General features: G+C 63.9%; 16 protein-coding genes and 2 tRNA genes. 13 read left to right on the forward strand and 5 right to left on the reverse strand.

Annotated features, from left to right (window positions below; translation table 11 throughout):
- Positions 1-3 precede the first annotated feature (3 nt).
- The 11 genes from AC6EUL_RS19180 to AC6EUL_RS19230 all read left to right on the forward strand — a co-directional run bounded on the left by AC6EUL_RS19180 (position 4) and on the right by AC6EUL_RS19230 (position 7,629).
- Positions 4-1,245, forward strand: coding sequence for a phage major capsid protein (locus AC6EUL_RS19180; RefSeq protein WP_499872019.1), 1,242 nt, complete (start codon positions 4-6; stop codon positions 1,243-1,245).
- A gap of 67 nt (positions 1,246-1,312) precedes the next feature.
- Entirely contained in the window at positions 1,313-1,579 is a 267-nt protein-coding gene (locus AC6EUL_RS19185; protein WP_499872021.1) for a hypothetical protein, read from the forward strand.
- A gap of 1 nt (position 1,580) precedes the next feature.
- A complete protein-coding gene (locus tag AC6EUL_RS19190; RefSeq protein ID WP_499872023.1) occupies positions 1,581-2,210 on the forward strand; it encodes a head-tail connector protein in 630 nt (209 codons plus the stop codon).
- A complete protein-coding gene (locus tag AC6EUL_RS19195; RefSeq protein ID WP_499872025.1) occupies positions 2,210-2,539 on the forward strand; it encodes a phage head closure protein in 330 nt (109 codons plus the stop codon). The genes AC6EUL_RS19190 and AC6EUL_RS19195 overlap by 1 nt, the downstream gene beginning before the upstream one ends.
- A gap of 70 nt (positions 2,540-2,609) precedes the next feature.
- A complete protein-coding gene (locus AC6EUL_RS19200) occupies positions 2,610-2,963 on the forward strand; it encodes a hypothetical protein (RefSeq protein WP_499872027.1) in 354 nt (117 codons plus the stop codon).
- An 11-nt stretch (positions 2,964-2,974) separates the two neighbouring features.
- Entirely contained in the window at positions 2,975-3,370 is a 396-nt protein-coding gene (locus tag AC6EUL_RS19205) for an HK97-gp10 family putative phage morphogenesis protein (protein ID WP_499872029.1), read from the forward strand.
- Positions 3,370-5,598, forward strand: a complete 2,229-nt coding sequence (locus tag AC6EUL_RS19210) for a hypothetical protein (protein WP_499872030.1) — start codon at positions 3,370-3,372, stop codon at positions 5,596-5,598. Before AC6EUL_RS19205 ends, AC6EUL_RS19210 begins: the two co-directional genes overlap by 1 nt.
- Entirely contained in the window at positions 5,598-6,155 is a 558-nt protein-coding gene (locus AC6EUL_RS19215) for a hypothetical protein (protein ID WP_499872033.1), read from the forward strand. The genes AC6EUL_RS19210 and AC6EUL_RS19215 overlap by 1 nt, the downstream gene beginning before the upstream one ends.
- Complete coding sequence (locus AC6EUL_RS19220; RefSeq protein ID WP_499872035.1) at positions 6,142-6,801, forward strand: hypothetical protein; 660 nt, start codon at positions 6,142-6,144, stop codon at positions 6,799-6,801. The genes AC6EUL_RS19215 and AC6EUL_RS19220 overlap by 14 nt, the downstream gene beginning before the upstream one ends.
- Entirely contained in the window at positions 6,798-7,190 is a 393-nt protein-coding gene (gene gp17, locus AC6EUL_RS19225) for a tail completion protein gp17 (RefSeq protein WP_499872036.1), read from the forward strand. Before AC6EUL_RS19220 ends, gp17 begins: the two co-directional genes overlap by 4 nt.
- A gap of 4 nt (positions 7,191-7,194) precedes the next feature.
- A complete protein-coding gene (locus AC6EUL_RS19230; RefSeq protein ID WP_499872038.1) occupies positions 7,195-7,629 on the forward strand; it encodes a MerR family transcriptional regulator in 435 nt (144 codons plus the stop codon).
- Positions 7,630-7,636: 7 nt separating this feature from the next.
- Here the strand turns inward: AC6EUL_RS19230 and AC6EUL_RS19235 are convergent, their stop codons facing one another.
- A complete protein-coding gene (locus tag AC6EUL_RS19235; RefSeq protein ID WP_499872040.1) occupies positions 7,637-8,110 on the reverse strand; it encodes a hypothetical protein in 474 nt (157 codons plus the stop codon).
- 782 nt (positions 8,111-8,892) lie between these two features.
- On the opposite strand from AC6EUL_RS19235, the gene AC6EUL_RS19240 reads away from it, so the two are divergent.
- Positions 8,893-9,849 (forward strand): tyrosine-type recombinase/integrase, encoded by a 957-nt coding sequence (locus tag AC6EUL_RS19240; protein ID WP_499872043.1) that lies wholly within the window; start codon positions 8,893-8,895, stop codon positions 9,847-9,849.
- 22 nt (positions 9,850-9,871) lie between these two features.
- On the opposite strand, the gene AC6EUL_RS19245 is transcribed toward AC6EUL_RS19240, so the two are convergent.
- From AC6EUL_RS19245 to AC6EUL_RS19255, 3 genes are all read right to left on the reverse strand, one after another.
- Positions 9,872-9,947 (reverse strand) — tRNA-Phe (locus AC6EUL_RS19245).
- 120 nt (positions 9,948-10,067) lie between these two features.
- Positions 10,068-10,292: a DNA gyrase inhibitor YacG gene (locus tag AC6EUL_RS19250; protein WP_056497151.1), complete on the reverse strand. Its 225-nt coding sequence runs from the start codon at positions 10,290-10,292 to the stop codon at positions 10,068-10,070.
- The gene (locus AC6EUL_RS19255; protein ID WP_056217958.1) at positions 10,289-10,930 is read right to left on the reverse strand and encodes a Maf-like protein; all 642 of its coding nucleotides are present in this window, start codon (positions 10,928-10,930) and stop codon (positions 10,289-10,291) included. Before AC6EUL_RS19255 ends, AC6EUL_RS19250 begins: the two co-directional genes overlap by 4 nt.
- A 262-nt stretch (positions 10,931-11,192) precedes the next feature.
- On the opposite strand from AC6EUL_RS19255, the gene AC6EUL_RS19260 reads away from it, so the two are divergent.
- Positions 11,193-11,267 (forward strand) — tRNA-Gly (locus AC6EUL_RS19260).
- Between the two features lie 98 nt (positions 11,268-11,365).
- Here AC6EUL_RS19260 and AC6EUL_RS19265 read toward each other — a convergent pair.
- Positions 11,366-12,336 (reverse strand): IS3 family transposase (locus AC6EUL_RS19265; protein WP_499872045.1); only part of this gene is annotated, 971 nt, incomplete at its 5' end.

Consider the following 12,336-nt stretch of genomic DNA (forward strand, 5'->3'; position numbering starts at 1 on the left):
ACAATGAACGCGCACGTTAAAATGATTCCGCACCGGGATTTTCGCACGAAGGATGCCGGCGGCCGCTCCGGCGAGGACGACGACTTCGCAGCCCTGGCTAAGCAACTGGAGACCCGTAACCGCGAGTTCGGCGAGTTTGCCGAAAAGGCGGCCGCGGAGACCAAGAAGCACGGCGAGGCCCTGGCCGAGACTAAGAGCGCGCTTGAAAAGGCCCGGAAAGACATCGAGGATCTCGCAGCGCGCGTACTCGAGGCCGAGCAGAAAGGTGCCCGCCGGCCCGGTGGCGAACCCGAGGTGAAGAGCCTGGGCCAGCGCGTCACGAACTCCCCCGAGTTCAAGAGCTTCGTGGCCAACGGCGGCCGCGGCTCGAACCGAATCGAGGTTAAGATGATCACCTCGGCGCCGACCTCGGCGGGATCGATGATCGCGCCGGATCGCCAGCCCGATCCGATCATGCTCCCGCACCGGCCCATGACGGTGCGCCAGCTTCTCCAGCCCGGGCGCACCGCCGGCAACCTCATCTATTTCGTGCGGCAGACCGGCTTCGTGAATAACGCGGCGCCGGTGGCGGAAGGAGCGCAGAAGCCCGAGTCCGACATCACCTTCCTGCCCGACACCGCCAAGGTGGTCACGATCGCCCACTGGATCCCGGTGTCCCGTCAGGCCTTCGATGACGTGCCCGGCCTGGAGAGCATGGTCGACGGCGAGCTTCGCTACGGGCTTGATTACGTCGAGGAACAGCAGCTCCTGTTCGGCGATGGGACGGGCGAGAACCTCAAGGGCCTCGCCACTCAGGCGACTCCCTTCGCGGCGCCGTTCGCCATCGTGGCGCCGACGAAGCTCGACATCCTGTTGCAGGCCATCGCACAGGCCGAGTTCGCGCTCCTGCCGGCCACGGGCATGATTCTCAACACCTTGGATTGGGCCGAGATCGTCTCCTACAAAGTCGCCGACGGGCATTACCTCGGGAACGGGCCGTTCGGCTCTTTCCAGGGCCGCACCATCTGGGATCTGCCCCTGGCCGTCACCCCGGCCATGCCGCGCGGCAAGTTCCTGGTGGGCTCGCTCGGCACCTCGGCGCAGATCTTCGATCGCATGGATGCCGAGGTGGTGGTGTCCTCCGAGGACCGAGACAACTTCATCAAGAACACCCTGACGGTCCGCGCCGAGAAGCGCTTGGCCCTCGCGGTGAAGCGCCCGGCCGGCATCATCTACGGCACGTTCCCGACGCCCTCGGGCTCCTAATCCTCACCCTCATCGTCACCCTGAAGGCCCGGCCGCGTGTCGGGCCTTTTCAATTGGAGGAGGCGAGATGCCCCGCGTTCAAGTTCTCCGGCCATTTGCCAACGGCCATCACGACAACATCGTGCACCCCGGCGACGTCATCACCATTTCCGAGGATCGGCGGAAGGATCTTGGCGACTTGGTCGCGGATCTCCCGACCGGTTTGAAATTCGTGCCCGTGCCCGACAACAAGATGGCTCCGGCGCCCGCGAATAAGGCTGAGCCCACGCCGATCCCCGAGCCTGCGAAGCGCCGGCCCGGCCGCCCGCCGGGCGCGAAGTCGGGGGCACGCTGAGATGGCCCTCAAGATCATCACGCCGCCCGCGACCGACGCTCTGCCCGTCACGCTGGAGGAGGCGAAGGATCACCTGCGCGTCGAGGGTGACGCCTCGAATGCGCTGATCACCCGGCAGATCCGTGCCGTGACGGATTGGCTGTCCGGGCGGAATGGCTGGCTCGGCCGATCCCTCATCCGCCAGACGCTCGCCCTGACGGTACCCCTGCCCGTCCTCATGGGCTTCACCGGGCCGGAAGTCTCCAGGGAGGGCGCCTGCGGCATCACCCTGCCGCGGCCGCCGGTGATCACCGTCAAGAGCGTCGAGGTGATTGACGCCGCCGGCTCGCCCGTCGTGGTCCCAACCGCCGGCTTCACCACCTATGACGGCGACGACGATCTCACCCATCTCGTCTTCCTGCCGGACTACCGGTGGCCGGTGATCGCCGCCGGGCCCGCGTTCCTGCGCGTGACGTATGACGCGGGATACGGCCCGAAGAGCACGGACGTGGATGAGGGCCTGCGCCACGCCATCCTCATGGCGGTGGCCCGCCTGCACGAGGCGCGCGGCGACCCCTTCAGCACCTCGCTTCAGGACGATCCGGTGATGCAGCGCATGTTCGCGCCGTACCGGGTCTGGAGCCGGGTGTGATGAAGGTCGGGGCGCTCGACCGGCGCATCATCCTCCAGACCGTCACAACCTCCCGGGATCCGAAAACCAACGCGAAGATCGAGGCGCTGAATCCCCTGGCCGAGGTGTGGGCCAATCGCCGCGACACCTCGAGCCGCGAGTTCTTCGCGGGCGGCGCCACCAACACCGAGCAGCTTGCAGTGTTCACGATCCGCTGGCGCGCCGGGATCACGCCCGCTCTGCGCCTGACCCACGCCGGTCAGAAATTCCAAATTACCGGCGTCTCGGAAATCGGCCGCCGTGAATTCCTCGCCCTCCAATGCAAGGCGGTCAATTCCAATGCAGCCTAAACCGGTCTCCCACGTCGATGCGAAGTTCGGTGGCCGGCGGCTCCGCTTCGAACTTCCTCGGCGGCACGACGTGATCACCAATCTTGAAAAAGAACTCGGTTCGATCTCCGCGGCCTGGGGCCGGTTCAGAACCGGAGATTGGACGGTGGGTGATGTCGTGGCGATCCTGGCCGCCGCCCATCCTCCGGTGCCTGCGCCCCTGATGGAGCCCGCTCTATCCCATCGGCTCGCAACACGGCCGGGGGCAGCGCCGGAATTGCCCACCACGCGCCCTATGTCGGCGCACGGGATCTGGCCGGTGATCAGCCGCCGTGCCCTGGCGACCTATGCTCCACTGGCCGCCGCAATCCTGACTGCCGCGTTCATCGGCCTGCCAGCGAAAGCCGCGGTCTTTGATGAGGATGCCACCCTGACCGAAGAGTAGGAGCCTGCGGCATGATCTCGGCGAAAGTGACCGGCCTCCTCAGTCTCGCCGGCCAATTCTCGAATATCGTCAAGGTCGCCAAGGCCGCGACCGCTGCGAGCTCGAGGAAGATCGCCGATGAGATGGTGGAGGACATGCGGAGCCGGGTGCCCGTCGAGTCCGGAAACCTGCGGGACAGCATCCGCGCGGAGTCGAACGACGACGGCACGGTGACCGTGCGGGCCGGGGGCACCGAACTGACGACGCGCCCCACGTCGAGCGGCATCACCGATGAGGCGGTGCTTGTGGAGCACGGCACCCTGCACACCCCTGCCCATCCATTTTTCTGGCCCGTGGTCGATGCCGCCCGCGAGCGCTTCGGAGAAGACGTGATCGGCGCCGTAAACGACGAAGTGGGGAATTCCTGATGTCCGGTTTTGCTATCGAGATCGGCGGGAACACGCGACCGCTGGAAAATAGCCTGAAGGCCGCGCTTGGCATCGCGTCGCAGACCGCGGCGTCGATCGGGGCACGCTATGCTGCGGCCGCGACCGGGATCGACAAGGCGTTCGCGGCCACGGCCCGCAACGTCGGACTCAGCTTCGGCAGGCAGATGGCGGCCGCCATCTCACCGGCCGCGATGGGGCTTGCCGCCGGTGTCGCCGGGTTCGTGGCGCTCAAGGTCGCGGTGGATGCCGTCGGCGACGCCGCAAAGGCTGCGCAGGAGCGCCTGGCCGAGTTGGTGAAGATCGCCGCGGATGCCCGCGGGGCCGGTGTGGGAACGACGTTCCTGCAATCCCTCACGGGTCAGGCAAAGGCGCTCGGGACGGAAGTCGGCGCCCTCACGGCGATGCTCGACAAGGCGCGCGAGGCGTCCACGGTCACCATCGGCCAGGGTGACGGCAAGGCCTCCAGCCCGATCCTGGACCGGCTCCAGCAGAACGTGAAGGCGGGAAACCTCGGTGCGGTGGACCTCGACCGCTTCACGAACGCGGACAGCCAGGAAGCCCGGATCAAGGCCATCCTCGACCTGATGGACCAACTGCGGGCCAAGGGCGCCAACCTGGCGGCGTTCGATCTGGCGCGGACCATGTTCGGGGACGAGTTCGAGACCAAGCTTCGGACGGGTGTCGACATGGTCGGGGCCATGCGTCGAGCCCTCGACGGACTCGCGGCCGGTGATCAGGGTCGAATCATCCCGCCCGAGGAGATCCAGCGGGCGGAGAATCTGAACCGTCGCCTGGAGGAGGCACAGCGCACGCTGGAGAGCGGCCTTGCTCCGATTCAGCGCGATATCGCGTTCTGGCAGCAGCAGCAGCTTGCCGGCTGGGTCGACATCAAAGAGCAGATCGCGGGCGCGGCCGCCGTTGCGGGCCGGCTCTACGAATGGGTGTCCGGCATCGGGAAGGTACTAAGCAGCCTCGGCAACTCCAACGTGTTCGCCACCCTGCGCGATTACATGGACAAGGCTGTGCTGATCGATAAGGGCGAGCAGTCGCGCATCGAGCGCATGTTGAACGGCGGCCTCGAGGCGACGGACAAGCCTGCGGTGCCGAAGGACGCGAGCGCCGGCGGGCCGCTCCAGATCGCAGTGAAGCCGAAGGCCGACACCTCCCGGTCCCTGCCCTCTCTGAGCGCCCCGAAGGCCAAGGCGCCGACGAGTTCAGAAATCAGCGCGATCGAGACTTTCGTGGGAAGCCTGGAGAAATCCGCGGCTGCGCTGAAGGCGGAGGCCGACGCCTACGGCAAGAGCGCCGTCGAGCGCCGCATCTCCATCGAGCTCGCAAAGGCGGAGGAGATCGCCAAACAGAATGGCACGAAACTCACCGACGAGCAGACCAAGCGGATCCGCGAGGCATCGACCGCCTTGGCAGAGCAGCGCGAGAAGCTGGACGATCTGCGCGAGGGCCAGGAGAATCTGCGCTCCGGCGCCCGGGAGGTGTTCGGTGGCTTCTACAACGACATTAAGAACGGCGCGTCGGCCCTCGACATCCTGAACAATGCCCTGGGGCGTGTGCTCGACCGGCTGGCGGACAATTCCATCAACGCGCTGGTCGACAGCCTGTTTGGAAAGAGCGGGGGGACCGGCGCCCTCTCCAGCCTGTTCGGCGGCGGTGGCGGAATCGGGGAGAGCGTCAAGGGCCTGAACCTCGGAAGCCTGTTCGGCCTCACCACCCTGCCGACCTTCGCGGCCGGCGTCTCGGCGCTCGGGATCATCGACGGGCCCGGGACCGGCACCTCCGACAGCATCTTGGCGCGGGTGTCGAAGGGCGAAAGCATCGTCAAGGCGAGCGCCACGGCCAAGCACCGCCCCCTGATCGAGGCCATGAACGCGGATCAGATTCCGGCATTCGCCAAGGGCGGCATCGCGGCGGCCGGCGCCGGTGTCTCGATGGCTGCGATGATGGCGGCCTCGACGGCTTCGATGCAGGCCACGGCCGCTGGCAACGCTGCGACGCTCCCGCCGATCGGCGTCACGATCAACGAGGCGCCCGGCGGCGACAAGGTGGGCAACGTCCGCCAGGAGCGCCGGCCTGACGGAAGCCTTGAGGTAGTCGCCGACATGGTGGAGCGCCGGATGGGCGGCCGTGTCGCTAGAAACCGCGGTGCTCTGGCCGATGGCATCGGTGCTCGCGGCACTCTCAGGGGCGCCTGATGATCATCTCGCAGGTAAATGCAGGGGGGCAAGCAGTTGCCGCCCCGATTGAGCTCGGCACCAAAGGCCTGCGCCTGCCGCAGGTGATCAATCGCCACGTCGACCGGTCGCGCCCCTTCATGGTGGCGATCCGGCGCCGACAGGATTTTGATCGCCCCCTGAACGAATTATGGGTGGCCCGCGGCTGGAAGGTGGCGCCGGTCCGCGATGAGGCCGACCGGATCGTAACACCCGGTGTGCCGAAGGCATGGCCGCGCCGGTACCTGCCGAGGGAATGCGAAGTTCTCATCGTCTACCTGCCCCTCGGGGGTGGCGGAGCGTCGGGAGGCTCCAGGGGCAAAAGTCCTCTCGCCGTAGTCGCCGGCATCGCGGGTTTGGCCCTTGCTGCCTTCGCCGGACCGCTCGGGGGCTTGGTCGCCGCGGCATTGCCAGGGGCGCTCGCGGGATCCGCTGCCGCGGCGCTTGTGGCTCAAGGGGCCTTCGTCATCGGCGCGACGCCCCTCGTTGGCGCCTGCAAGCTTCACTCCAGGAGGAGAAAACACCATGTCAGCAATTAACGTGTTCCCGAACAGAGACGTGGTGCACATCGCGACCGATGGCCAAGTCTATAACAATTTCGGCGACGGTTTCGCAGCGATGCAAAAAGTCGCCATTCTCGGCCATTTGCCAGCCGTCATCACGGCCCGAGGATCCTGCACTCTCATCGAGATGGCAGGTTCAAGAGCATCTCTGGAATTCAAATCGTTCGATGTCCTCGTCGAGCGAATTGGAGACTTCTGCAAGGCGGTCCACCTCTCCTGCCTCGCCTACATGGAGGCGATAGGCGCCCCGGTGCACTACCCACGGTCGGAGTTCGTCATCGCAGGATGGTCGGAACGGCGTGGCAGGCTGGAGACGTATTACGTCCCAAGCCACTCCTCGAATGACGTTGAGGCTTGGGAATACAGGATCCACCTGGAGGATGAGTATCTGACGTCTCCCGATGATGGCACCATCGATCTCGCCGCCATGGAGGATAGCATCGGGAATCTGTCCATGAATCCCGTCTCCGCGGCGGTGATCCTCGTGGAGAAGCAACGAGCATTGAAGCTCAAGGATTTCAAGGATCCTCCTGTCGGTGCGTTCATCCAGCTTACCAGCATCAGCCGGGACGGCATCAGCACGCGCATCGTGAGGCGCTGGCCGGCCGAGGCCGTAGCGTGACCTCCGCCACCGTCCTCACCGTCCGCGCGCTCCTGGCATCTCCGGCCGTGGGCGCAATCGTGGGCGACCGCATAGAGCCGGAGTGGACGCCGGACAGCGAGCTTCCCCGCATCGTCGTGCGCCAGGCGACCGGCCGGCAGCACTACGGCGCGGGCGGCCCGCTACCGGCGCGGTACGCGACCCTCAACATCCTGTGCGCAGCCGCTTCATACCTCGAGGCGGATCGCCTTGCTGATACCGTGATCGCTGCACTGAAGGGCCTTCGACATGCTGGTAGCGGCGAGGAGCGAATCACCCTCCTCCAGGACGGTGCTGACACCGGCACTCACGACCCCGACGCCGGGGCGTTTCTCCGCATCATCGGGTACAGGGCGACCATCACAGGGTGATACGATGCGCTGGCCCCTGCTTCGCAAGACGTTCAATCTCACCGGACTTGCCGAGATTTCCGAAGTCGACAAGGCCACGATTCAGAGATGGCAGATCCGCGGCTGCATCCCGGTTGTAGCGGTCGGACGCGGTACCGACAGGAGTTACAGCCTGTCGGACGCCCTGCACGTCGCAGTCATTGCCGAGATGGCGACAGTGGGCCTAACGATCACCGGCAATGGCGCGATGCTGTCAAGTGCAATCGTTAGATACATTGAAATGCACTTTCGAGCGGATCGAAATCTCGATGATCTCGGACCCCTCGCGCTCGTTCCGATACGCGGGCAAAATGATTGGGAGATGGAGCCTCGCATTGACCGAGTCACCCGCGAGACGTGCATCATCCTTGGTATCTCGGCAGTCGTAGAAGGCGTGCTTCGACGGTACAATGCTTGTTGATTATGCGTCAGGTCTTCGGGGAAAAGGCCTTGATTGCTTGAGAAAGGCGTGAACGCCTTTCATTGTCTTCGAATTTACGTCGATCTTCCTCAAGTATTATAATGATTGACTCGTACATGATAGGATAAAAAGAGAGGCATTCAGCCTCAGAAAGCTCATGAATGCCAACACTCAGTATCTGATAGATTTCCTTGTTCTCTATCAAAAACCTAGGAAGGTGCTCTCTGAGCGTATCAATTTTTTCACCCATCCGCTTTCTTCCGAAATCCGGGTCTTGAATTCCAGAAGTTTCAAACCTTTTATAGATTAGCCTCTCAAATACTCTCCGCATATAGACAAAAGAACCAACTCCCACTCCATGAGCAGCAAGACCTATCGCTTTGCTAAGCTCATTTCTATCCTGCCCCTTAAGAATGGATCTGTACTCACGCGCCGCATCATGCGCTATGTCAGCAAGAGAGGGCTCCTGACCAATCTTCAAAACCTTTGAACTTGCTTTCCGCAGATATAAAGTGATTTGATGGTATGGATTCCGAGCACATACCCAAATCGATGTACAGACTCGATCTCCGACATAGGCGAGCGATGAATATTGCTGTCCAGAATTTTGGGCTCTTCTAAAGGTAGATCTATCATTGCAGTAACAGCAGTGCCCATCGGCTGTCCCGGGCTGCTGGAACAATGGGAAAGCGCTCCCATCAATGAGCGAATAACTTGCGTATAGAGGCGCGTCAAAAATAAACTCTGCTAAGCCCGGAAACTCAGGAGATGCTTCCTCTGCAGGTTCCGCAGCGGGGATCAAGCTATCCGACAACGATAACTCCAAGTCGTTCTATATGAGCGGGTTTGAGGCGACACCGCTCGAGAGGCTGTTGAAGCGAGCACTTAGCTCAGGTCCAGCCTTCAGACCATCCTAATCCGCACCATTCGCTCCCTGTAGCTATCGGAGGTTCTACGAATGCCGCGTAGGGCTGCAAGCGTGACTCAAGCCGACATCGCACGTGCGATTCGGGCTTTGCAGGCCGCGGGACTCTCTGTGCACTGTGTTGTCGTTCGGCAGGACGGCATCGCCTTGGAGACACTTCCTAGGCCGGAAGGGCACCGTGAGGCCGCTAAGGCTACGGAAGTTGCCAATGAGGATCGGGTGGTGCCTTTATGACTACCGACATGCCTCGCCGTCGACCGCCTCATCTCGTCCGCGAAACCACGCGCCATGATCGCGTCGTTTGGTACGTCCGCCGCGGCCAAGGCAAACGCATACGGATGAACGAGCCTTACGGCTCCGAGGCGTTCTGGCGGGAATACCGGCTTGCAGTAGAGGGGGCGCCGGTTGAGGCGAAGGGGCCTGAGACAGGATCGCTCGCCTGGCTCATAGCGAGATGCGTCGCGAGCGCTGAGTGGTCTGATCTCAGCGCGGCCACGCGGAAGCAGCGCCATGCAGTCTACCGGGTAATCGAACAAAAATCCGGTTCAGAGCCCGCAAGGTCCATCAACCGCGCATCAATCCTGGCAGGGCGCGATGCCCGCCGAGACAAGCCTCACGCCGCCAACACCTTCCTGAAGGCGATGCGAGGCCTCTTCGGGTGGGCGGTGGATCGTGATCACGTCAAGGTCAATCCGACCGAAGGCGTGAAGCTCCTGACGGGCGAAAACAACGACATCGGCTTCCATAGCTGGACGGAGGATGAGCTCGCTCGGTTCGAGGCGCGATGGCCGCTCGGCACACGGCAACGGCTCGCCTTCGACATCCTGCTCTATACCGGCCTACGGCGCGGGGACGCGGTAAGGCTCGGACGGCAGCATCTCCGGAATGGCGAGATCTCGATCCGAACGGAAAAGACGGGCGCCGTGGTGACGTTACCGATTCGGCAGGCCCTTGCTGATTCGATCGCGGCGACACCGACGGGCGATCTCGCCTTCATCATCAGCGAGCACGGAAGGGCCTTCACAAAAGAATCGTTTGGAAATTGGTTCAGGACCGTTTGTCGCGATGCCGGGATGCCAGGATCCGCCCACGGCCTTCGGAAGGCTGGAGCCCGCCGATATGCGGAAGCAGGAGCCACCGAGGCGCAACTAAATGCGCTGTACGGATGGACGCCTGGGAGCCGGGAAAGCGCAGTCTACACACGGACCGCGGACAACGCTCGCTTGGCCCGGCAGGCACCGATTTATCCCGCACCATCGACCCAGGTGCGGGAGGAATATCGGAAAGCTAAGTGATTGCTTGAGCTTAGAAATTAGATGGTGCCCAGGGACGGAATCGAACCGCCGACACTGCGATTTTCAGTCGCATGCTCTACCAACTGAGCTACCTGGGCCTCAGCCGGTTCGCGTAAGCGGCACCGGCTGGAGCGGGGGTATAGGGGGTGGATTGCAGCCTGTCCAGCCTCGATTGGAAGAGATTTTGACGGGCGCTTTTCGCGCCGGAGCGACGATCTTCAGGCGGTCTGATCCGGGCGCGGCTCGACGCCATCGGCGTCCTCGTCCTCATCCTCTGCGGTGGGGATGGCGTAGCGGTCAGTAAGCCAACGGCCGAGGTCGATATCGGCACAGCGGGCGGAGCAGAACGGAACGTAGGCAGGCTCGGACGCCTTCTTGCAGATCGGACACAGGTCGAGCTGCGTGGGTCCAGAGCGTCTGCGGCCAGGGTTCGGATCGCTCATGCGGGACCTCCCCAGGCACTGCGGACTGGAAAGCCCTCCCCATCCAGGAGACTGACTGTTTCGTAGAGCGGCAACCCGACCACCGCGCTGTACGATCCCACGAGCTTGACCACGAAGGCCCCGGCCAGACCCTGAATAGCGTAGCCTCCGGCCTTGCCGCGCCACTCGTTGGAAGCGAGGTAAGCCTCGATGTCGCGGGAGGACAGTCGCTTGAAGCGCACCCGGGTCTCGACCACCCGCTCACGCCGGACATCTTGGGGCGTGAGGAGGCAGACGGCCGTGTAGACCCGGTGCTGGCGCCCGGAGAGCAGCCGCAGGCAATCGGCCGCCTCACCCGGCAGCTCGGCCTTGGGGAGCACCCGACGCCCCACTGCCACGACCGTATCCGCCGCAACGAGGAAGGCCTCGCGCATGTCATCCCGCCGCCGCGCTGCAGCCCCGGCGGCCGCGAGTTTTTCGCGCGCAAGGCGTCGGGCGAGCTCGCGCGGCGTCTCCGATTTGCGTGGCGTCTCATCGATATCGGATGCCAGTAGGGCATCGGGGTCGATGCCGACCTGCTGCAGGAGTGCGAGGCGCCGGGGTGAGGCCGACGCTAGAATAAGTCGGGCGTTCCGGCTCGGGCCTGGAGTTTCGTCGATCGTCGTCACGTGCTGGCCGTCATGCGCAGGGTTGGCATCCTGTATGGGGGACGTATGGAGAACGTTCGGCCGATGCTACGCCGCGACGGGCGCGCGGGCGGCCAAGCCGGGAAGGTAGTCGGAACCTAGCGGAAACCCCTAGCCTTGTGAACGTACGCCTGGGTGTCCCTGGCGCCGCCGACCCGTGGACAACGGATGTAGGTCTGATATGGTCTCGCTCGTGGCCCTGGCGGCTACCGTCGCGGCCTCCTCTCCGCGTCGTGCGGGCGTAGTTCAGTGGTAGAACGTCAGCTTCCCAAGCTGAATGTCGTCGGTTCGATCCCGATCGCCCGCTCCAACTAACTCGTTGAAGCATCAGCAGTTCTAACCCTCTACCGCTGATCTCGCGTTCCCCACGTTCCTGGTCTGCCCCCATTCGGTGGCCCAGGTTCGAAGTTAGTGCATCGTCGGTCGCGTGACGATGGCGAGTTGTGCGAGCGGCGCTGAGCTGCTCGGTTCCGTTGGCCACATGACGGCCTCCGGTGCAGGCGGGTGGTAGCCGAGCGACGAGTGCGGTCGGATGCTGTTGTCGTGCCGCCGCCATTGCTCGACCACGACGCTGGCTTCCTTCAGGGTATAGAACACCTCGCAGTCGAGAAGTTCATCGCGCAGCTTCGCGTTGAAGCTCTCGCAATACCCGTTCTCCCACGGACTGCCCGGTTCGATGTAGGCGGTCGTCGATCCCACCGCCGCGATCCAGTCCTGTACGGCCTTGGCGATGAACTCCGGCCCGTTGTCCAAGCGGATATGACCGGGCACGCCGCGCAAACTGAACAGATCCGAGAGCACGTCGATCACGTCCAGCGCCTTGAGCTTACGGGCGACCCGGATGGCCAGGCACTCGCGGGTGAACTCATCGATGACGTTCAGCATCCGGTACTTGCGCCCATTGTGCGTCCGGCGCTCGACGAAGTCGTAGGACCAGACGTGGTCAGGCCGCTCGGGCCGTAGTCGCAGGCAGGAGCCGTCGTTGAGCCAAAGGCGTGCCCGCTTTGGTTGGCGAGCCGGGACGTTGAGCCCTTCACGGCGCCAGATCCGTTCGACCCGCTTCACGTTCACCGTCCAGCCGTCACGCCGGAGCAAGGCCGTAATCCGACGGTAGCCGTAGCGCCCGTACTGGACGGCCAATGCGATGATCGCGGCCGTCAGAGCAGCTTCGTCCTCGACCACCACGGCGGTCTTGCGTTGCGTCGAACGATGCTGCCCCAGGACGCGGCAGGCGAAACGTTCGGACACACCGTGCTCGGCAACGACGTAAGCGACACAAGCCCGGCGGCGCGCGGGGCTCAGATGGGGTATTCGGGGTGCGTCGCGCGGTGGAAGCGGCATGATGGTGCTCTGAACCAACCTCGGAGCCCTGCCATGGA

Source organism: Methylobacterium sp. 001424705 (assembly GCF_059816145.1).

Excerpts from the sequence above, each read along its gene's own strand:
- AC6EUL_RS19240 (WP_499872043.1), top strand. The coding sequence starts at position 8,893 with ATGAACGAGCCTTACGGCTCCGAGGCGTTCTGGCGGGAATACCGGCTT.
- AC6EUL_RS19210 (WP_499872030.1), top strand. The coding sequence starts at position 3,370 with ATGTCCGGTTTTGCTATCGAGATCGGCGGGAACACGCGACCGCTGGAA.
- AC6EUL_RS19195 (WP_499872025.1), top strand. The coding sequence starts at position 2,210 with ATGAAGGTCGGGGCGCTCGACCGGCGCATCATCCTCCAGACCGTCACA.
- AC6EUL_RS19220 (WP_499872035.1), top strand. The coding sequence starts at position 6,142 with ATGTCAGCAATTAACGTGTTCCCGAACAGAGACGTGGTGCACATCGCG.
- AC6EUL_RS19215 (WP_499872033.1), top strand. The coding sequence starts at position 5,598 with ATGATCATCTCGCAGGTAAATGCAGGGGGGCAAGCAGTTGCCGCCCCG.
- AC6EUL_RS19205 (WP_499872029.1), top strand. The coding sequence starts at position 2,975 with ATGATCTCGGCGAAAGTGACCGGCCTCCTCAGTCTCGCCGGCCAATTC.
- AC6EUL_RS19185 (WP_499872021.1), top strand. The coding sequence starts at position 1,313 with ATGCCCCGCGTTCAAGTTCTCCGGCCATTTGCCAACGGCCATCACGAC.
- AC6EUL_RS19190 (WP_499872023.1), top strand. The coding sequence starts at position 1,581 with ATGGCCCTCAAGATCATCACGCCGCCCGCGACCGACGCTCTGCCCGTC.
- AC6EUL_RS19230 (WP_499872038.1), top strand. The coding sequence starts at position 7,195 with ATGCGCTGGCCCCTGCTTCGCAAGACGTTCAATCTCACCGGACTTGCC.
- AC6EUL_RS19250 (WP_056497151.1), bottom strand. The coding sequence starts at position 10,292 with ATGAGCGATCCGAACCCTGGCCGCAGACGCTCTGGACCCACGCAGCTC.
- AC6EUL_RS19180 (WP_499872019.1), top strand. The coding sequence starts at position 4 with ATGAACGCGCACGTTAAAATGATTCCGCACCGGGATTTTCGCACGAAG.